The organism is Acinetobacter sp. G18, from assembly GCF_052660225.1.
The window spans coordinates 1,775,163-1,796,058 of the sequence record NZ_CP109658.1 but is presented as its reverse complement, the minus strand read 5'-3'; the positions used below and the strand labels follow the sequence as shown (position 1 = coordinate 1,796,058).

Below are 20,896 nucleotides of genomic sequence, written 5' to 3'. Positions count from 1 at the left end.
TCTCCTTAAGCCTTCATCATCTTTTTCCACTGCTGATATGCTGCACGCATACCTGTTTCAGCACTAACATCACTTTTTAAGCCATCTTCGGTTTTGACTTCGCCCGGTAAACCGCGGTTGAGCATGATCCATAAATCATTGCCAGCATTGGCGCCGTGTTGTACGCGCTCCCAAGCTTCTGAGTCATCTGGTGTACCAAAACCAAATGGACCTTGGAAATGTTCATGCAAACGTAAGCGATATTGGTTGGCAATTTGCGGGCCACCATCCATGGTAATCACCGAGTGATGAATTTCTGTTTCAGCAACTGAAATTGGCTGTAACACACGGAAGAACGCCATTGAACATGCAATATTTGGGAATAAATTTAAGTTAAAGCCAGAACCACCGACTGCACGAACAATGCGGCGTACTTCTAACTCTTCATGGCCTTCGTCGCGCAAAGCTTGAGCCAAGTCTTCAAAGCGCTCTTGAATTGGTCGCTCCATAAGCTCTTCGTCTAAATCAACCAGTTCAGGAATCATCACCATAACACTGTGACCATTACCTAAGTCTTCAACAAAGCCAGGTTGGTTTTCGAAGTTAAAGAGTTCTTCTGTTTTTTCATCTACAGAACTCAAGAATGACTTGTGTACCAACGGGAAGTGATAGGCATCAGTGGTATTTTCAAGCTGGATTTTCCAGTTACCCGGGAAACGGAAACGGTGTTCACCCAACACTTTAATTGGATAACCCGCACCTTGTTTCATAAACAGGTCAATCCATTTTTTTGCTGGCCCAAGGAACTCTTCAAGCGGTTGAATGTCTTCTTTAAATGAAGCGAAGATCATGCCGTTATATTCTTCTACACGAAGGCTCACCAGTGGTAATTCAGACTTATCTAAACAATCGCCGTAACTTTCTGGAGATGGCACACCGCGTAAACTGCCATCAAGTGCATAACTCCAACCGTGATATGGGCACACAAAACTATTAGTCTTTCCTTTTTTATGTTCGCATACGGTTGCGGCACGGTGACGGCAACGGTTTAAAAGTACATGGACTTTCTTTTTACGGTCACGCACTGCAACAACAGGCTGTTTACCGATATTAATGGTTTTATAGCTTCCACCTTCTGGAATTTCACTCGCATGTGCAACCCACACCCAAGTGCTATAAAAGATTTTTTCCATTTCTTCATCAAAAATGCGTTCATCTTTATAAAGAGAAGTATGGGCACGGTCACTTTGAACCAAAGTATCGTAATCAGTGCCAATGTTATGCGTTGGGATAATACTGTTCATATCAATAGTCCTTTTAAATATGTCCTGGGTCATTCCTGGGAAGGTACTGGCAATTCGGCTTCACTGTGCCAATGCGATACGGGACGACTGAAAATATTCTGTGTTTGGAAATGTTTAATTTTCCATGTTCCATCTGCTTGCTTTTGAAACTTCACATTGAGCTTTGCTGCATTTAAATGACTAAGGCCATCTTTAAACGTTGAAGTCTGCAACATCAGCCATGAAGCATTTGCATCATTTTGATTTACATTAATTTGTTCTGAATTTACAAAGTGTGCATTCATAACAAAGTGAGATTCTTTTTGGGTGTAGCTTTTAAACATGTCGTAAATCGACTGCCAAGAATCATAACGGCCAAAGGATTTGGCATATTTCTCGCCAATACCCTCCCAAATGCAGTCTTGATCAAAAAGATTCATCAGCTCATCAAGATCTGTATTTGCATTAAGCTCATCACAGATTTCCATATAACGGTTCAGACAATTACGAATGGCGTTGTGCGCTTCTAACTGTTCTAGTCGCTCTAAGATTTCTGCAATATTCACTTTGTCATTCATTGCCATCGCCTTAACGTTGGATAATCAATTCGCGTCCAACACGAGCTTCAACTTTGCAATATTTCCAAAGCTTGTATGGCCCTTCACCCACCACCGTCGTTCTAAACAAATTACAAGCCGCATGTACTGTCTCAATATCAGGAACATCTGCAAGCAAATAAGTGGTCCAAGGCCAACCTGCACTTGGGCCAACCATGCTTTGGTCATCATCAAGATTTCCAAAAACATGTACACCCGGTAAGTCATGAATGCCATTCCACATTTCACCAAACGCTGCCCAAACTGCTTTTGCTTCAGCAGGTTCTGCATCAAAAAAGTTTTGGTTAATCCCCATGCAGAACAAAACGCGTAATGATTTTTTAGCTTCCATCTCAATGTCCTTTTAAAAATTAAACTTATAAATAACCTGGGGTTGGCTTTAACCCGAAACTGATTGAGCCTGCATTTTGTAAAGTCGCATCGCCCATAAAGGCATGCTGAGTGACCACGTTGGTGTCATTCACAAAACGGCTAAATGGATTGTTGGTATAAATTGCTGTCATGCCCGCGAGCATTTGCATTTTTCGGGTGACTTTGGCGCAAACTCGCGCTGCATGGGTACATGCCAAACGCATATCGCTAATTTGTTCAGCAGTAGCTTCACGACCAGCAATAATTTCATTCCAAACAATATCCATGGTTTGATAAAACCAAGATTTTGCAGCCTGAAACTCTGCATCAGCTTGAGCAAACTCATATTGAGTCACTGGGCGGTTGGCAATTTCTGACCCACCTGTAATCGATGCTTTACCCGGCGCCAATTTTTCAAATTCTTCTAATGCGGCAGCTGCAACACCAATACCCACCACGGTTAAGACTTGCGTCGCTAAAGACAGTGACGGATATTTAAAAAATGGCTCGCTTAGTTTTGACGGTTCACCACGGACAAAGGTCCATTTCTTTTCGACCAATACATCTTCGACGACTAAGTCATGACTTCCTGTACCTTTTAGGCCAACGGTGTCCCAAGTCATTTCGATTTTGGCTTTTTTTGCAGGCATCACTGCCATACGTGGTAAGCCTTGCATTTCATTGTTTTTAAGCGGTGAAATCCCCACACCAACAATGTCAGCGCCCATACAGCCACTTGAGAATTTCCAACGTCCACGAACTACGACACCTTCATCAGTAATTTCAGCAGGTTGCGGTGGAAAAATACCTCCAGCAAACACCACATCTGGGCCGTTTTGATACAATTCTTTAAGTGTATCTTCAGGCAAACTTCCCAAATACGCAGGGCTCATACCGAAACTTGCTACCCAACCGACTGAACCATCAGCTTTAGATAAAGTCTCGATCAATTCGCAAAATTGTCTTGGTGACCATTCTTCACCACCAAAACGTTTAGGAACCAGTGCACGGTAAACACCGATTTGCTTTAGCTTTTCGATAATGTCTTGGCTTACATAAGCCTGATTATCAAATTCACCTGTACAGGCACGCTCACGAATTTCTTGGCACAAAGCATCTAAGTCAACTGCTTTGTCTTGAGAAGCAAACTCCATTTTAGACAACTTATTCATCATCTAACTCCTTGTAATTTATTGCATTGCATCAACACAAAATTTAGCTATAGCACATAATTGCTCATCTTTTTGATGCTTTGATACGATCTGTAAGCCCACAGGTAAACCTTCACTGGTTTCAAGTGGCACTGAAATAGCTGGATGTCCTGATAAATTAAATGGTCGAACTAAACCGGTTAGGTTCAAAAAAGCGACCGTATTTTCAGCTTCAGAAACTTTTGGTGGAATTTGCGGAAGTGTCGGTAGAACCAATGCATCATATTTTTCTAATAAGGCATCGAGTTCTTGGGTAAGCTGCTCTTTCACAGCTTCCGCTTTTTGCACTTGCTCTAAAGTGGTATGTGCCGCTTTTAATAAACGACCATTTACATCAGAACCAATTAAGCCGGTTTGAGTTAACTCGCCGTACGCTTGCCAGTTTTCATAATTAATAATCTGCATGCCTGCATCATAAGCTGCTTCAAAATGTTCAACTTTTTCTAAAGTGGTCTGTAAATTGGCTTTTTGAAGTGCGTGATGAATACAGTTCCAAATAACCTCATCTGCTTTGACATCTAAAACCGCAAGTTTTGGTGTACGAGTAAATTCAGTAGGTTTGAAAGTTGGATCAATAATTTGCATAGCCTTTTCAATCATCTCGACTGAATTTGCAAAAGGACCAACGCAATCTAAAGAACTTGACGGCGGATATACGCCTTTTCTGCTCACGCGACCAAAAGTTGGTTTTAAACCAAAAACTCCGCAGCACGCAGCGGGCATACGGATAGAACCGCCCGTGTCTGTACCTAAAGTAAAGTCAGCTTGTTTAGCAGCAACTGCCGCAGCGGAACCACTCGAAGAGCCGCCTGGAATAAGTTCAGGATATTTTGGGTTGATGGGTGTACCAAAAGCATGGTTAATGCCTGTAATACCAAAAGCCAATTCATGCAAATTTGTTTTGGCAATAATTTCACAGTCAGCTTTTAAAATGTTTTTAACCACCTCAGCATCATCTTGAGCAGGTTCAACATTTAATAAAGCTCGACTACCAGCAATGGTTTTTAGACCTTGAATATCAATTGTGTCCTTGACCATCACCTTGAGCTTGCCACTTCCTTTGTGCACGCTTTGGCTAACAATATTCATTCACTTTTCCATGTATTTTTATTCATTAATTAAAATATCGGAAAATTTAATGGAATTGTCAAGTATTTTTTATAATTTGTTCTCAAGGAAATATCCAAAATTTTGTTTATAATAGGATTACCCTTTTTCACTAAGTTATTGCTTTTAGCTATGCTTGATCATTTAGAACAATTTCTTCCTAATAAAGAACCGTCGAGTATTCAAAACTTCCCTTTTTTTTGGGTTTCTCAAGTTAACGGAAAATACTCACAACTCATTGAAAAATCAATAAAAAAACTAGGTATTGATAATACACGCCGTAAAATCATTTTAAGTACTAATGCTTTGGGTGAAGCCAGTATCACCGATATCGCTAATCTTTCTACCTTAAAGTTAACTACGGCAACAAAAGCTGTATATCGCTTAGTAGAAGATGGTATTGTCGAGGTCTACTCTTCTACCACCGATGAACGCATCTCAATGGTGAAATTAACTGCCAAAGGTGTTGAGCTGGTTGAACAGATTAATCAAATTAGTGTGGTTACCTTGGCAGGCATCCTAAATGCCTTTTCAGAAGATGAGCTTCACAATTTAAATCACCAGTTAAAAAAATTATTTGACCTCATGCCCTCAAGTTAATTATTTGCCTTGTTAATGGGTTCCATACACTCAAGAGCAGCATGAAACAGTTCTTCTTTTCTCGCTGCTCTTTATCAAAATAAGTTTTAATCTTAAAAAATAAATAAAAATCAGTTTCTTAATTCAATAAATTATTACTATCTGTTTACTTAACATACTTTTTAGGTATTCTAACATACTCAATAGGTAATGGAATTTTACATATAAAAAGAAAATAATAATTCCATTATATTTAAAAACCTATTAATTCCTAATCGGGTTTAGACACACTCTTCCGGTCTGTACGAGACCAAACTACTCATTTCTAGCCTATTTATTATTCTTATCTAAAGGGGGAAATATCGAAAACTTCAGAGGAATAATAAAAGTTAGATATCAATTTCTTAAGCGTTTTATACATAAGGATTAAGTGTATGAACCAAAGTAATATCGCTGTTGAAAGGACACAAAAGAAAAGCAATGCTTATGCATGGTATGTGGTCACACTTTGTATGTTGGCATATATATTTTCATTTATTGACCGCCAAATTCTGGCGCTGATGATTGAACCCATCAAAGCAGATCTCCAACTTTCAGATACACAATTTAGCCTGTTACATGGCCTTGCCTTCTCACTGTTTTACGCTGTTATGGGTTTACCCTTAGCCTATATTGCCGATCGTTTTTCACGACCAAAATTGATTTCAATCGGGATTATTGTTTGGAGTCTGGCAACAGCCACTTGTGGTTTAAGTAAAAACTTTATTCAACTGTTCCTGAGCCGTATGGCGGTCGGTGTGGGTGAAGCTGCGTTATCTCCAGCCGCTTATTCAATGTTCAGCGACATGTTTAGTAAGGACAAACTAGGTCGTGCTGTCGGAATTTATTCAATTGGCGCTTTTTTAGGTGGTGGTATCGCCTTTTTAGTTGGTGGTTATGTCATTAACTTGCTTAAAGGCGTGACACTCATTGAAGTTCCACTATTAGGCGCACTTAAAGCATGGCAAATTGCCTTTTTTGTAGTAGGTTTACCCGGCATCATTATTGGTCTGCTATTTATTCTGACCGTTAAAGACCCTGCACGTAAAGGCCAACAGCTAAACCAAAACGGGCAAGTTGATCAAGTTAAATTCACACAATGTCTTCAGTTTATTAAAAAGCATTCGAAAACCTTTGCCTGTCACTATTTAGGTTTTACCTTCTATGCTATGGCGCTCTACAGCCTAACTAGCTGGACACCTGCATTTTATATTCGTAAGTTTCAACTCGCACCGACTGAAACAGGTTACATGCTCGGCACAATTCTGTTAATTGCAAATACCTTAGGTGTGTTTTGTGCAGGTTGGTTAAATGATTGGTTTATTAAAAAAGGTCGTCAAGATGCGCCGATGTTCACTGGTGTGATTGGGATTGTTGGCCTGATTATTCCAATTGCATTTTTTACCCAAACAGATCAACTATGGCTTTCAGTCAGCTTACTGATTCCTGCAATGTTTTTCGCATCTTTCCCTTTAGTGATTTCAGCGACTGCTTTGCAAATGTTAGCCCCTAACCAGTTTAGAGCACGCCTTTCTGCCCTATTCCTTTTGGTGAGTAACTTAATTGGACTCGGTATTGGTACAACATTGGTGGCCATTATCACAGATAAAGTTTTTGGTAGTCCGTTAATGGTGGGTTCTTCTTTATCTATTGTGGGTGGCCTGTCGTGTGTACTGGCTTTGGTCCTACTTTTTAAAGGCTGCAAATTCTTTAGTGAAAGCATAAAGCTTGAAAAATTAAATTAATAGATCTCACCAATTGCCAAAATGTACTCTCTAATTAAACGCTTAGAGAGTACCGAAATATTCAAAATTACGTAGTGCCGAGGACTGGCATACATCTGGGAAATGGATTATGGAATTATTTCACCGTTTTAAACCACACACTTTAGCCGTTGCTACTTTATTACTTATGTGCAGCAACTCATGGGCCGCAAATCCAAATCAGCAAACTGAAGATGAATGGAAATTCACTTTAAAAAATGCCTATATCAACCGTGATTTTGATAACGATGCCTTAAAAGATACAGGTAGTTGGTCTCAGGCAGCATCATTATTCTATAAATCGAAAATGCATGACACTCCACTAGTCATAGCAGATAAGCAAATCACGATTGGGGCTGATGCTTCTGTTCAATATGCTGTGCGCTTAAGTTCAGACAAACATGTCGCAGATACTGTTCTGCCTTTTAATAAAGAAACGCAATCTCAGGCTTCAGACTATTTAAAATACGGCGCGACTTTAAAGCTGGGCTATGACAAAACACTTTTAAGTGTCGGTGAGCTCTGGTTAGACCTGCCTGTAACGGCTGTCGATGCCAGCCGACAATTACTTGCTTCGTATTGGGGAACCAACTTAAAGTCACAACTTTCAGATCAGCTCTATGCCGAAATTGGCCGAGTGGAAAAAGTATCTCCACGAAATGAAGAAGACTTTAAAAAGTTTTCGTTCACATCAAATGGAATTACCAAAGAATCTGATGGTTTGAACTACATTGACCTGCGCTATCAATTTACGCCGTCACTTAAGGGTGAATATTATTTTGGCAATTTGGAAGATCTCTACAACAAACACTATGTAGGACTTGAGCATAATTGGAAACAACCTAACTTTGCGCTTACTTCTAAGTTTAAGTACTTCAATGCAAAAAATGACGGCAATACTTTTGATATCGATGCGCAAAACATTGGAGTACTTGAAACAGTTAAAGTAAAAAACCATACCTTTGGTTTGGGTTACCAACAAATTATTGGTGAATCAGCTTACCCGCTACCAGATGGTTTTTTACCAGAGACTTATTTCATTAACTGGAATGCCACTGGCTTCTTTAAAAAAGATGAAAAGTCTTACCATGTCATGTATGGCTACGACTTTAAAGATTATGTACCAGGCTTAAACGCGATGGTGAAATATGTTTACGGAAATGACTTTAAAGCAGCCAATGGTGAAAAAAACCATGAAACTGAGTCTAATTTGATTTTAAACTACGCATTTCAGCAACCCTTCTTAAAAGGCGTTGCCCTGCAATATATTCGGATTGATTACAACGTAAAACACGGCAATGATTTTGGCGAAGACCGTTTTTTTGTCAATTACACCAAAAAGTTTTGATTGAAAAATACCCCCTAAATTTAGGGGGTATTTTTTATCCTAATTTATTGACCAATCTTAAAGGCAAAACCTTCATGGCAATACTCATTGGTAACCATGGCCACTGTGGCACATAAGCTTTTACAGGTTGTTTTTCGATAGCTTTGACTAAAGCTTTACATCCAGTTTTGGCATCGACTTCAAAAGGTAAATGTTTAGCGCCTTCATTCATTTCAGTTCGGATGTAACCCGGGAAAATGGTTGAGACTTTAATTGGTGTATCTAATAATTCAGCTCGAATACCTTCAGCCAAGTGAGCAACAGCAGCTTTACTTGCCGCATAAGTCGATAAATGTTTTGGTAATCCGCGCATCGCACTCATAGACGACATGACCACCAAATGTCCTGCATTTTGCGCTCTAAAAATTTCAATCGCTGCCTCACACTGTGCTAAAGCAGAGATAAAGTTTGTTTCAGCGGTTGCCTTATTAATTTCAAAATTACCTTTACCAATACGACGGCCATTTCCGACTCCCGCATTTACAATAATTCGGTCTAAATAGCCAAACTCTTGTTTAAAGGCGCGAAATACTTCAAAAACCTGATCGTAATTAGTTACATCCAAGCTTTTTGCAATTACTTTAATACCATACTGATTTTCAAGTTCAGTTTTTAAAGTTTCTAATCTGTCTAAACGGCGTGCACAAATCGCTAAGTTATAGCCTTTGGCTGCAAATTCATGCGCCATACCTGCGCCTAAACCAGAACTTGCGCCTGTAATTAAAATTGTTTTTGCCATGCTTTTATCCTTATTTTAAATCCATGTCAGTAAATCTGGACGCTCAGCTTTTATAAAATGATGTTCATTTAAACTTAAAACCTGAGCTTCATTTCCAACCAAACGCAAAGTCGTGAGGCTTGTATTCGCAATTGCCCAATTCAACGCAAAAGTTCGATTGGGACTGAGTTCAAGCAGTTTTCCAATTGCTACAGAAATCACACCACCCGAGGTAAAAACGACTGCATAGCGAGGTTTGGTTTTTGCTAACTCATCACAAAGTTGCTGCAATGCTGTTTCGACTCTTTCTTTAAAGTGTGGCCAAGACTCATCATATTCATGATGAAAATCGCCATCGGTCCATCGCCCAATGGCACCTTCAAATATTTTGGCAAGATACGCGCGTGGGTTTTGTTCTTGTGCTACGTCAGCTTTTAGCAGTTCAGGCTGTTCAAAACGTGGCTCATAGCGTGCAAAAACTTGTTGATGGTTAAACTCATTCCATAAATTATTATATTGAATCACCGCATCTGGAAAGCATTCATTAAGTGCGAGCTTTGCAGTCTGCTCATGGCGCTGCATAGTTCCAGCAACCACATAAGGTTGTTCTTTCAATATTTGCTTAAAATATTGGCCTAACAAAGTCGCCTGAGCCTCACCATTTTCAGAAAGCTCATCATAGTTACTTTTACCAAATGATGCCTGTCCATGTCTTACCAGATAAATTGTGGTCATTTTCTTAAAATACCTTGTATTTTCTGTAAAGATTGCTGAGCAAATTCCGATTCTTGCAATTTTTGCTGTGCGATAAGTTTTAAAGCTCGGATATGTAGCGCATGAATCACGATCCAGAAATCTTTAAAAGCAGGGTTTCGAGTTTGTTTATGGTAATAACGGTAATAGATTTGCTGGGCAATCACTGCTAAACGGAATACACCAAACACTTCATAAAAAGCCCAGCTTTGAGGCTCCAATCCTGTTTTTTGCAAATAATACTCAACGACTTCTTTACGAGAGAACATTCCCTTTAAGTGAGTAGGCTGACGGCGTGTTGATCTAAAAATCATATTATCCGTTGGCTCAACCCAATAGGCCAAAGCGCTACCCAAATCCATCAATGGATCACCTAAGGTCGCCATTTCCCAATCCAACACCCCAATCACTTCTGTTGGATGCTGTGGATCTAAAATCACATTATCAAAACGCCAATCATTGTGAATAATACAAGTCGTAGAGTCTTGAGGGATATTATCGTTTAGCCATTTTCGAACATATTTAAATGAAGGAACGTTGATTGTACGGACTTTTTCATAGCGTTTATCCCAACCTTCAACTTGTCTGCGGCAATATCCTGTTCCTTTGCCTAGTTCAGCTAAAGGCGTGTTCTCATAAGGAACTTGATGTAATTCAATCAACTTATCAATAACATTTACACAAAGTTGATGAACATCTTCTTCATTAAAACCAAGTTCAGGCGGTAATTTTGCACGAGGAATAATTCCTTCAATGCGTTCCATGACATAAAAATCACAGCCAATGACCGATTCATCCTGACAAAGTGCCACCATTTTAGGAAGCACCGGATAATAAGGCGCAAGATTTTTTTGCACCATATATTCACGGGCCATATCGTGGGCTGACTTCGCTTTTGTTCCTTTTGGAGGTCGGCGCAAAATTAAATCGGTATTTTCATACTTTAAACGATAAGTCCAATTCGATGCCCCACCTGTATATTGAGTAACGACCGCTGGGCCAACCAACTCAACACCTTGGTTCTTTAACCAGTTTTCAACTGCCCCAATATCAAGCTCTTCACCTTCACGTACTTCACCGCCTATATCAATTACCGACATATTCACTTCCTTTAAACTTATACTTTCTTATGACGACCGAAATAACCACGTTTGGCCAACTCTAATTTGGCAATCATGCCTTTATGTACTTCATCCGGACCATCAGCTAAACGTAAACTGCGTGCTTGGGCAAAGAAACCCGTTAATGGCGTATCTCTTGAAACACCTGCACCACCATGTAGCTGAATTGCCATATCGACTACTTTTTCTAAAACGCTCGGAGCGACTACTTTAATTGCAGATATTTCTGTTAAAGCAGCCATATTTCCTAAAGTATCCATTTTATAAGCAGCATACAAGGTTAAAAGTCTGGCTTGATCTATGGCTACCCTTGCATCAGCTACGCGTTCAAGGTTCCCACCAAGTTTTAAAATTTCTTTGCCAAACGCCGTTCTAGACATGCCTCGATCAATCATAAGCTCTAAAGCTTTTTCAGCAGCTCCAATACAACGCATGCAATGGTGAATACGCCCTGGTCCTAAACGACCTTGTGCAATCTCAAAACCTTGGCCAGCTCCACCAATAAAGTTTTCAAGAGGCACTCGAACATTATTAAAATGGACTTCACCGTGTCCATGCGGTGCATCGTAGTCACCAAACACAGGTAACATCCGTTGAATTTCGACACCTGCTGTATCAATTGGTACTAAAACCATAGAGTGTTGATGGTGACGGTCTTTGGTTTCATCTGGAGTATGCGCCATAAAAATAATGACTTTGGCATTTGGGTCACCTAAACCAGACGACCACCACTTTTTTCCATTTAAAACAATTTTATTACCGTCGATGAGTGCAGTGGCTTGCATATTGGTTGCATCGCTTGACGCGACATCTGGTTCAGTCATACAAAAAACAGAGCGAATTTTTCCGTCCAATAAAGGTTCTAACCATTGCTTTTTTTGTTGCTCACTGCCATAGCGCCATAACAATTCCATATTTCCTGTGTCTGGTGCATTACAGTTAAAAACGGTAGGTGCCAATAAACTACGGCCTGTTAATTCAGCTATGTGCGCATATTCTTGAACAGTTAACCCTGCACCGAGTTTTTCATCGGGTAAAAACATATTCCAAAGACCGGCTTGTTTAGCTTTAGATTTCAGAGTTTCTAAAAGCTCAGGCCACTGCCAATTTTTCCAGTTTCCATCTGGATTTAACTCATGAACTTCTTCCCAAAATTTTGCTTCGATAGGTTCTATTTCTTCTAGAATAAATTTTCTTGTTCGCTCGGTAAAATCCTGAGCTTTTTTTGAGAGTTCAAACATTCTTTTTCCTTTACATCATTATCTGGTCTTTACATCAACATAACTTGAAACTTAATATGAATGAAATGATTTTATTAAATACCGTCACATGAATAATATTCATAACCTTCACGGTTTAGACTTAAGCTTTTTTCACCGAATTGATATCAATTTATATCCGCTATTTATCGCAATTTATGAGCAAAAAAGTATTTCAAATGCGGCAAGTAGTCTCAATATTACGCAGTCGGCAGCAAGTCATGCTTTACAACGATTACGCCAGCAACTTGAAGATGATGTGTTTATACGAGTAGGCAATAAAATGTCTGCCACTCCTTTTGCCGAGCAGATTTACCCAACTGTGAAGCAAGCACTTTTAACCATTCAAAACATTAGCCAACAGAAACATGTGTTCGACCCAACAAGTTTAAAAAGCTTAAAAATCGCCGTGCATGATGAAATTGAACCAATTATTCTTCCAAAGCTTGCTCAACATTTTCAAAATCTTAATTTAGATTTGCAGTTTGTCAGTATGAAGCTAGATCGAAAACATATTATGGCGGACTTGGCGACGCAGCAACTCGATTTCGTGATTGACCTAGAACAATACTTATCTCCTAAAATTACCTTTGATCATTTGGTCACAGACAAGTTCGTCATTTGTAGTCAATTTAAAGAAGTCGATTTATCTCGTTATATTAATGGACGACACATCGGTGTTTCATCACGCCGTACGGGCGCTTTGCTTGAAGATATTTATTTAAACCAACATCAGAAAATTTCAAGAAATGTATTTATGCGCTGTCAAAACTACTCAACGGCGTTACAAGTTTTGGGAGCTCAAGCCGACGCAATATTGACCATGCCTCGTATGATTTTGCAGCATTTATCTTATAGTCCTAAAATTTGCTTACATTCTCTACCTTTTGAGATAACCAATATTAAAATGGGTATGTTTTGGCACGAAGATTTAAGGGATAATTTAAGACATCAATTTTTGCGACATGAAATTATTAAACTTTTTCAGTAAAGCAAATTGATCTACTAAGCTTCTATTGTACAAGGACCAGTAATGAGTAAAGATGAACGGATAATCCAGAATCAGGACAACAAAAAAACGATTCGTCATGAAGATTACATTGCTGGCATCGGTAAAGGCATGGCGATTTTAGATAGCTTTAGCAGCAATCAACATCGTTTAAACATTTCTATGGCGGCTGAAAAAACTGGACTCACCCGAGCGGCAGCAAGACGTCATTTATTAACTTTAGAATATTTAGGTTATCTTGAGTCAGATGGTCACTATTACTATTTAACCCCGAAAGTTCTTAAATTTTCAGGAGCTTATTTAGGTGCAGCTCAACTTCCAAAAGTGTCTCAGCCTTTGTTAAATCTTCTAACTAACCAAACTTCTCTCATTTATTCAGTGATGGTGCTTGATGGTTATGAGGCCATTACCATTGCCCGTAGTGCTGCCCACCAACAAACCGACCGTGTAAATCCATATGGTTTGCACTTGGGTAATCGCTTACCTGCTCATGCGACATCGGCGGGTAAAATTTTACTGGCACATTTAAGCCAGCAAGAACAATTGGACTGGCTTCAAAAATATCCTCTTCAGCGTCTAACCAAATATACGCATGTCGAAAATGATAAATTTTTAGAGTTACTAAAAGAAATTCGAGAGCAAGATTGGTGTTATTCACGTGAAGAACACGAATTAGGTGTTCATGCGCTCGCCGTACCCATTTATGGACAAGACTTTAAAGTGGTTGCAGCTTTAAATATTGTTTCTCCAACTATGAAAACAACTGAAGAATATTTAATCCAACACATTTTGCCGTTATTGCAAGAGACTTCGCGGGATTTAAGACAAGTTCTTTAAATCTTGCTTAGGCTATTTTACAGAGTTAATTTTATTAGTTTCTTAGGCTATTCAAACACCTAAAATGATCGAAACGAATCTGCTTAGGCTATTTTTAGAAATAGTTGAATGGGATTTTCAAATAACGGATGCCATTTGATTCTGGTTCCGGAAAGTTTCCACCGTTCATATTAATTTGAATTGAAGGCAGAATTAATTTTGGCATTGCCAAAGTAGCATCTCGCTCTTGACGCATTTTTATGAATGAGTCTTTGGAAACTCTTTGGTTTAAATGAATATTGCTTTGCTTTTGAGTTCTAATATCTGTTTGACAGACATATTCATCACGGCCTTCGGGTTTATAGTCATGGCATAAAAACATGCGCATGTCGTCAGGAAGTGTATAAAGCTTTTGTATCGAATCATAAAGCTCAGCAGCGCTTCCTTTGGGAAAATCGCATCTGGCCGAACCATAATCAGGCATAAATAAAGTATCACCGACAAAAACAGCATCACCTATCACATAGCTTAAGCAAGCTGGGGTATGCCCAGGTGTAGGCATGTTATAGGCTTCTATATCCCCTATTTTGAAATGTTCATGATCTTCAAATAAATAATCAAAAGGCTGATTTTCATTAAATTTCTTAAAATCAAAATTATAAATAGCAGAAAATGTTTCTTGGACGATTGAAATCTTTTGACTAATCGCAATTGTACCACCCAATTGAGACTTTAAATATTGAGCCGCGGTCATATGGTCGGCGTGTACATGGGTTTCTAAAATCCATTGTACTTTGAAGTTTTGCGCCAAGACATAATCGATAATTAAATCAGCGTTGGTTGTTTTTGTAGTTGCTGAAGCTGCGTCGTAGTCAAGCACACTATCAATAATCGCGCATTGACGAGTCGCTAAATCTGCAACAACATAGCTAAAAGTATTGGTGTTTTCATCAAAAAAATCTTTTACTAGAGGTTGTTGCATATCTTTAATTTCCTTTATTTAAAACTCGGTAAATAAACATTCCTAATAACATTGCAACAATAAAATAAAGCGCTTCAAAATGTCCTAATCCGATAAGTGTTAAAGCTGGCGCTGGACATATTCCAGCTATTCCCCAGCCTATCCCGAAAATAAAAGCACCAGCAATTAGCCTTTGGTCAATCTGTGTATTAATTGGTAATTGAATTTGTTCATTAAAGATTGTTTTAGGACTTTTTATAGCCTTTTGAAATGGAATAAATGCCACAGCAATCGCGCCTAACATCACAAACATTAAGCTGATATCCCATTGCCCAAAGATATCTAAAAAACCTAATACCTTTTCTGGATTAGACATGCCAGAAATCATTAAACCTAAAGAGAACAAACTACCAAATATAAAAGCCAAAATGTTTTTCATGACATTACCCCAAAACATGACGAACGATATAAACAGTTAACATGCCAGCAAACATAAAAACTGCTGTTGCTATCATGGAGCGTTTTGACAATCTGCTCATCCCACAAATACCATGACCACTTGTACAACCTGATCCAAGCCGAGTACCAAAACCAACCAATAAACCTGCTAAGATAAGAGCAAACATATTCGCTTTAATTTCAATTTCAGGTTGAAAAAAATAGCCATAAATAAAGGGTGTAATAATTAATCCAGCAATAAACCAGAATGCGGAGCCTTTAAAGATATCTTTAGTCGGATTAATGACTTGAGCAAGCAAACCACTAATTCCAGCGATGCGACCGTTTATATATAAATAACCGACTGTTGCAATGCCCAGTAGCAAACCACCTAAAAAGGCATAAACAATATTTGACATGTACCCACCCAAACAATATATGTTTTTATAATATGTATTATACGCTTATTTATTTAGAAATACTTAAAATAAAACTCTTAAGTCTATAAATATTCTTAACAAGAAAAAGCCCCAAATTGTGGGGCTTTTATCGTTAGATTAAATCTTTGATGCCTAATTGTTCAGGTAACTTTTCCATAACTTTATTTAGTCTGTTGTTTGCTGGAGAAATACAACCTGTGTAATGGCTTAATTTTGTTTCCGTGCCATTAGGTTTAATCCAAGTAATGTAATAGCTAGACATGTCAGTTGCAGTTTGCTGGCAACCCGCAGTTTTTGATTGAGTTCCTGTTTGAGGACGATAAGTTTTTAATTCACTGGCAAGTTTTTGATAATCTTTTACACTACCTTGGATTTCTTTAACACCAAGTGTTTTTGTATATTGTTTACCTTCAAATCGAATTAAACCAGTAGGTGTTACTTCTACAGAGTATATTGGACATGCACCAAAACATGGACTAGAAGCATAACGAATTGTTTCTTGTGTATTAGGTGCTTGCTGAACAGAAGCACAACCCATTAAAGCTAAACCAGATAAAGTTGCAAGAACTAAAAATCTCATTACATCACCTATTATTATCAAGTGGCTTTAATCTAACAAATCATATCTAAATTGTCATTAAAGACTCATTTTTCGTCTCTTTATTTAGTAATGCTTAGGCTATTTTCAAATTTTTATAAAATTAGGATAGAATGCACATAAAAAAAGGCCCATCTTTCGATGAGCCTTAAGCCAATTAAAGCTTAAATTCCTGAAATACAAATTATTACTGGGTAGTAATAACCTGCGCCAACCATTCTAGCGTAATGCAATAAATTATATAAATATAATATAAATATATATTTACGCTCGTTTTTCCAACAAAAAAAACTGGTTTTTGATGATTAAAAACTGAATAATGTTTATTTTTAATTAAAATTCACAATCTTAAGTTAAACAAAACTTAATAAATTTTTAAAGTTTATTTATAGTTAAAACATTATAAAAAATTGCTTAATAGTTAGGCTATGACTAGTGTTCGTGTCGAATCGTTTATAAGAATTTTCTAAGTTTAGTAATAACTTCAAGCACTTTTTTACTATTTGGTAAAGCTATCTAACTAAAAATATAGAATTTCCATAAATACCTTAATATAAAAAAGATATAAAAAAATAAGGGCAAAAGAAAATTTATCCTTTTGCCCTCTTTAATCACTTCTCTAAGCTATATGCGATTACATAATCACCGTGGTCAGGAGACTGACGTGCTCCTCCCGCAGAAACAACCACATACTGTTTACCTGTTTTAGGCGAAACATAGCTGATAGGTGTTCCTTGGCTACCAACAGGCATACGTGACTTCCAAAGTTCTTTACCTGTAGAAGAATCAAAAGCACGTAAATAGTAATCTTGAGTTGCAGCAAAGAATACTAAACCACCCTGAGTTGCCATTGGGCCACCAATAGTCGGCATTCCAATTGGTGCTTTCAAGCCCATCTTAATACCCATAGGTCCCGTGTCTTCAACTGTACCCAATGGTACTTGCCATGCAACTTGACGAGTTTTCATGTCAATTGCAGTCATGGTACCAAATGGTGGTTTTTGACAAGGAATACTTAAAGCAGACATAAAGCGGTTTTTATTCACTTTATATGGTGTACCTTTCATTGGTACTGCGCCCATACCTGTATTTACTTTTTCACCGCCACTCGCCTGAATCTTAATGTCTTCAGGTGTTTGTTTAATCAATTGAACCCATAAACCAAGACGCATGTCGTTTACGAACATGTAACGATGAGTCGGGTCAAAAGCAATACTACCCCAGTTCATACCACCTAAAGAACCTGGGAAACTTAATGAAATATCAGTACCCGGTGCAGTGAATAGACCTTCGTAACGCATTGACTTAAAGTTAATACGACACATAAGTTGGTCAAACGGCGTTGCGCCCCACATATCTGACTCAGTTAAAGTCTGATTACCAATTTGAGGCATTTCAACAGAACGAGGTTGAGTCAAACTATATTGTTCACCCGGAATATTTGCAGCTTTAACAGGCTGCTCAATCACTTTAGTCAGTGGTTTGCCTGTAACTCGGTCAAGAACAAAGAATTGTCCAGATTTGGTTCCAATCACAACAGCTGGTTTCGTCGTACCATCTTTTAATGGGAAGTCGACTAGACTCGGTTGCATTGGTAAGTCAAAGTCCCATAAGTCGTTGTGAACAGTTTGATATACCCACTTCTCTTTACCTGTTGTCGCATCAAGTGCTAAAACTGAAGTGTTGTATTTATGGTCTAATGGATTACGGTTACCACCCCAAATATCAACAGATGAACTACCCATAGGTAAGAAAACTGTATTCATTTGTGGGTCATAAGACATAGCAGCCCAAGAGTTTGCCGAGCTACGTTTATACGTTTCACCCGGTTTTAGAACATGATTAGGATCAGGATTACGAGGGTCAAATGCCCAGCGGAGTTTACCTGTAATCACATCATAACCACGGATAACACCACCCGGCATATCCGCTGCTACGTTATCAGCAATACGGCTACCCACCACAATGGTGGTACCTGCAATCGTTGGTGCAGAAGTGACTTCAAAACGTGGAGCTTTTGTTCCATCGCCTAAGCCTTCGAGTAGATTAACTGTTCCATTCACACCAAAGTCTGCACAGCGCTCACCAGTGTCCGCATTCACTGCAATTAAACGAGCATCTGGAGTATTGGTATATATACGGCGTGGACATGCTGTATTGGTTGCAACCGTAGTTACTGCATTCGCACCAGCCAAAGTTGGTTGAACAAGTGGTTTAGTCGAATCAAAGTATGCAACACCACGGCAACGCTCCCACGCATCGGCTTTAGAGTTCACTTCAGCTTTCCAGAGCTGTTTACCGGAGTCAGCATCTATCGCAAAAATGTTGTTATGTGGTGTACATAAAAAGACTTTATTTCCAACTTGTAGCGGGGTCATTTGGTCTTCAGCACCATTACCACTACCCGTTGTAAAATCACCTGTTCTAAAGCGCCATGCTTCTTTTAGCTTATGAACGTTATCTCGGTTAATTTGATCGAGAGCAACAAAACGACTACCGCCCGTATCGTTTCCATAATTTTCCCAATTTACCTTTTTTTTTGCAGGATCAACTGGTACTAAAGGTAGCTTTTCACCCGAACTTGCTACTGTTGGATGCGGCTGGAACATTTGGTAAAGCACAATCAACATACCGACAACGACTAGACCACCAACAGCATACGCTGGAGCTGCCGAACCGCTTTGAAATTGGTAACGTCGAATTGAAGGCAAAGTAAATAGCAATGCAGCAAAAAGACCAGCAGGAAACATTAAGCGCGAGAATAACGGCCAAAATTCCCATCCAGCGTCAACAAATGACCAAATTACCGTACCGATAAAAACAACTGCAAAAATCCAGACACCAAGTGCTTTTTTACGGAAGATACTAATTGCCGAAATGGTTATAAACAGTCCTGAGATAAGGAAATACCAAGAACCGCCGAGTGATACTAGTTTTCCACCACCGACAATGTAAAAAACACCGGTAGCCAATAAAACTAGACCTAAAATAAAACACCATATTTTGAATAAGATATGAAACTTAGAATCTGACTCAGACATAGATCCTACTCCACATATACTGAACACAAATAGTTCAAGCATTTGGGCCAGTTAAACCATGTCTAACCAGCCATCATCATTGTTAAAAATTGACTTTCACACTCAGGCCCGCCACCCAAACATCGTCAACCTCTTTTACACCAGCAGGTTGATGGATATATTGAATATTTGGACGCAACATGACAGCTGGAGACCATTGATAGGTATAGTTCAGCTCAATATTTAATTCGTCGTCTTGAATTGGAATATAGTTCGATGCGATCGGATCATAGCTATAATATCCACGGCTTTCGTTTGTTGCGATTTGCTTATCTTTAGCACGATCATTGACTACATAATTGGCAATACCAAATCCAATCGAATCATTTGGACGGCTGTCAAATGGCCCTTTATACCAGAGCGCAAGTTGTTGGGTACTTTTAACAAAAGTCGTTGCTTTATCATTTACAACGCCATTAAAACTTACATATAAACCGCGTTTTGGATCTTGGCCGGCATGGCTAAGTTGTTGTTGAGCATTGATCCAGAAACTTTGCTTTCCGTCATGAACTTTACCGGCAGTTTTAATATCATTTGCTTCTGCAGTTGAGTACAGCGCACCGACTTTATATTCACCCGGTAAACCATTAAAGACTGCAAGTTTTGGTTTCCATGCGAGCTCAACTGGTATAGTTGCGCCCTTCACATTATTCATATCCAGATTAAAACCATCACTATTTGATGCTGTTTTAATATTGTCTGGATTGACCTCATACGCACCAATTCCAAAAGTCCACTCAGGTGCAAACTGATATTTAACGTTTGCACCCCAAATACCAACTGGTGAGTTATACCAAATTGAACCAATTGATTTTCCTAACTGTCCACCACAAAGCAATAAGTTCTGAAACTCACATTGAGAACTATTAAAATCCTCTGACATACCCATACGGCCAAATTTGACTTGTACGGTATTATCAGCAAAACCTTTTTTGATCCATGCTTGAGATAAGCGCCAGATTTTTCCACGACCATAAATTTCTTGCGCGTTGCCTAGTTGGCTAGAGCGTGGGTCTTTAATACGCTCTAAAGTAAGCGCATTACCATCACGTTTAGTCACAACGAGACTCGCTGTTGTATCTTTCCACCCAGCGATTTTTTCTAAATCAAAGTTTGCACCTAAAGAAAGCTGTGCAGCATTTTCAAAAGTATTATTGTCGTTGTAGCCACCATCTAAGTTTGTAGCAGCTTGGCTCATGATAGAAGCTGTAAATTTATAGCCTTGTTGCTCTAGCTGTTGGCGCTCGCCATTCCAATCACCAAGTAACCATTGACGGTCTTGCGACCACGGTTCATTTGCAAGAGCAAATTGGCTACCCATCACAGCAATCGTTAACACACTCAGTTTCATTAAATTTGGCATTTTAAATCCTTTTATCTTTTCTAA

Annotated in this window: 20 protein-coding genes; 5 read left to right on the top strand and 15 right to left on the bottom strand. The window is 38.8% G+C overall.

Annotated features, from left to right (window positions below; translation table 11 throughout):
• Positions 1–5: 5 nt before the first annotated feature.
• Genes NE363_RS08600 through NE363_RS08580 form a run of 5 tightly spaced genes read right to left on the bottom strand, consistent with a single transcriptional unit; the run spans position 6 to position 4,530 of the window.
• The gene (locus NE363_RS08600; RefSeq protein WP_191017363.1) at positions 6–1,283 is read right to left on the bottom strand and encodes an aromatic ring-hydroxylating oxygenase subunit alpha; all 1,278 of its coding nucleotides are present in this window, start codon (positions 1,281–1,283) and stop codon (positions 6–8) included.
• A 29-nt stretch (positions 1,284–1,312) separates the two neighbouring features.
• Complete coding sequence (locus NE363_RS08595; RefSeq protein ID WP_445536262.1) at positions 1,313–1,846, bottom strand: nuclear transport factor 2 family protein; 534 nt, start codon at positions 1,844–1,846, stop codon at positions 1,313–1,315.
• A 4-nt stretch (positions 1,847–1,850) separates the two neighbouring features.
• Positions 1,851–2,210, bottom strand: a complete 360-nt coding sequence (locus NE363_RS08590) for a hypothetical protein (protein ID WP_000387554.1) — start codon at positions 2,208–2,210, stop codon at positions 1,851–1,853.
• 25 nt (positions 2,211–2,235) lie between these two features.
• The gene (locus tag NE363_RS08585) at positions 2,236–3,384 is read right to left on the bottom strand and encodes an acyl-CoA dehydrogenase family protein (protein ID WP_081274192.1); all 1,149 of its coding nucleotides are present in this window, start codon (positions 3,382–3,384) and stop codon (positions 2,236–2,238) included.
• Positions 3,385–3,420: 36 nt separating this feature from the next.
• Entirely contained in the window at positions 3,421–4,530 is a 1,110-nt protein-coding gene (locus NE363_RS08580) for an amidase (RefSeq protein WP_445536261.1), read from the bottom strand.
• 150 nt (positions 4,531–4,680) lie between these two features.
• Between NE363_RS08580 and NE363_RS08575 the strand changes: the two genes are divergently transcribed.
• The 3 genes from NE363_RS08575 (at position 4,681) to NE363_RS08565 (ending at position 8,277) form a co-directional block, all read left to right on the top strand.
• Positions 4,681–5,148, top strand: coding sequence for a MarR family winged helix-turn-helix transcriptional regulator (locus tag NE363_RS08575; RefSeq protein ID WP_009392094.1), 468 nt, complete (start codon positions 4,681–4,683; stop codon positions 5,146–5,148).
• 413 nt (positions 5,149–5,561) lie between these two features.
• Positions 5,562–6,911, top strand: coding sequence for a spinster family MFS transporter (locus NE363_RS08570; RefSeq protein ID WP_445536260.1), 1,350 nt, complete (start codon positions 5,562–5,564; stop codon positions 6,909–6,911).
• A gap of 109 nt (positions 6,912–7,020) precedes the next feature.
• A complete protein-coding gene (locus tag NE363_RS08565; RefSeq protein ID WP_445536259.1) occupies positions 7,021–8,277 on the top strand; it encodes an OprD family outer membrane porin in 1,257 nt (418 codons plus the stop codon).
• 34 nt (positions 8,278–8,311) lie between these two features.
• Here the strand turns inward: NE363_RS08565 and NE363_RS08560 are convergent, their stop codons facing one another.
• From NE363_RS08560 to NE363_RS08545, 4 genes are read right to left on the bottom strand one after another with little or no spacing between them, the layout of a single operon-like run.
• Positions 8,312–9,055 (bottom strand): SDR family oxidoreductase, encoded by a 744-nt coding sequence (locus NE363_RS08560; protein WP_445536258.1) that lies wholly within the window; start codon positions 9,053–9,055, stop codon positions 8,312–8,314.
• Positions 9,056–9,070: 15 nt separating this feature from the next.
• Positions 9,071–9,769, bottom strand: a complete 699-nt coding sequence (locus NE363_RS08555; RefSeq protein WP_086497213.1) for a histidine phosphatase family protein — start codon at positions 9,767–9,769, stop codon at positions 9,071–9,073.
• The gene (locus NE363_RS08550) at positions 9,766–10,887 is read right to left on the bottom strand and encodes a phosphotransferase family protein (protein ID WP_445536257.1); all 1,122 of its coding nucleotides are present in this window, start codon (positions 10,885–10,887) and stop codon (positions 9,766–9,768) included. Before NE363_RS08550 ends, NE363_RS08555 begins: the two co-directional genes overlap by 4 nt.
• Positions 10,888–10,904: 17 nt before the next feature.
• Complete coding sequence (locus tag NE363_RS08545) at positions 10,905–12,149, bottom strand: acyl-CoA dehydrogenase family protein (RefSeq protein ID WP_445536256.1); 1,245 nt, start codon at positions 12,147–12,149, stop codon at positions 10,905–10,907.
• 88 nt (positions 12,150–12,237) lie between these two features.
• Here NE363_RS08545 and NE363_RS08540 point away from each other — a divergent pair, with 88 nt between their 5' ends.
• Together NE363_RS08540 and pcaU are read left to right on the top strand one after the other, a co-directional pair.
• Positions 12,238–13,158, top strand: a complete 921-nt coding sequence (locus NE363_RS08540) for a LysR family transcriptional regulator (RefSeq protein ID WP_445536255.1) — start codon at positions 12,238–12,240, stop codon at positions 13,156–13,158.
• A 42-nt stretch (positions 13,159–13,200) separates the two neighbouring features.
• A complete protein-coding gene (gene pcaU, locus NE363_RS08535) occupies positions 13,201–14,013 on the top strand; it encodes an IclR family transcriptional regulator PcaU (RefSeq protein WP_004701378.1) in 813 nt (270 codons plus the stop codon).
• A 94-nt stretch (positions 14,014–14,107) separates the two neighbouring features.
• Here the strand turns inward: pcaU and NE363_RS08530 are convergent, their stop codons facing one another.
• The 6 genes from NE363_RS08530 to NE363_RS08505 all read right to left on the bottom strand — a co-directional run bounded on the left by NE363_RS08530 (position 14,108) and on the right by NE363_RS08505 (position 20,872).
• A complete protein-coding gene (locus tag NE363_RS08530; protein ID WP_445536254.1) occupies positions 14,108–14,974 on the bottom strand; it encodes an MBL fold metallo-hydrolase in 867 nt (288 codons plus the stop codon).
• Between the two features lie 4 nt (positions 14,975–14,978).
• Positions 14,979–15,392, bottom strand: coding sequence for a DUF6691 family protein (locus NE363_RS08525; RefSeq protein ID WP_263613826.1), 414 nt, complete (start codon positions 15,390–15,392; stop codon positions 14,979–14,981).
• A 4-nt stretch (positions 15,393–15,396) separates the two neighbouring features.
• Positions 15,397–15,810: a YeeE/YedE family protein gene (locus NE363_RS08520; protein WP_263613827.1), complete on the bottom strand. Its 414-nt coding sequence runs from the start codon at positions 15,808–15,810 to the stop codon at positions 15,397–15,399.
• A 133-nt stretch (positions 15,811–15,943) separates the two neighbouring features.
• Positions 15,944–16,411, bottom strand: coding sequence for a DUF6438 domain-containing protein (locus NE363_RS08515; RefSeq protein WP_004701369.1), 468 nt, complete (start codon positions 16,409–16,411; stop codon positions 15,944–15,946).
• 629 nt (positions 16,412–17,040) lie between these two features.
• The gene (locus NE363_RS08510) at positions 17,041–19,470 is read right to left on the bottom strand and encodes a glucose/quinate/shikimate family membrane-bound PQQ-dependent dehydrogenase (protein ID WP_445536253.1); all 2,430 of its coding nucleotides are present in this window, start codon (positions 19,468–19,470) and stop codon (positions 17,041–17,043) included.
• 82 nt (positions 19,471–19,552) lie between these two features.
• On the bottom strand, positions 19,553–20,872 hold the full coding sequence (locus NE363_RS08505) for a carbohydrate porin (RefSeq protein WP_445536252.1): 1,320 nt from the start codon (positions 20,870–20,872) through the stop codon (positions 19,553–19,555).
• Positions 20,873–20,896: the final 24 nt, after the last annotated feature.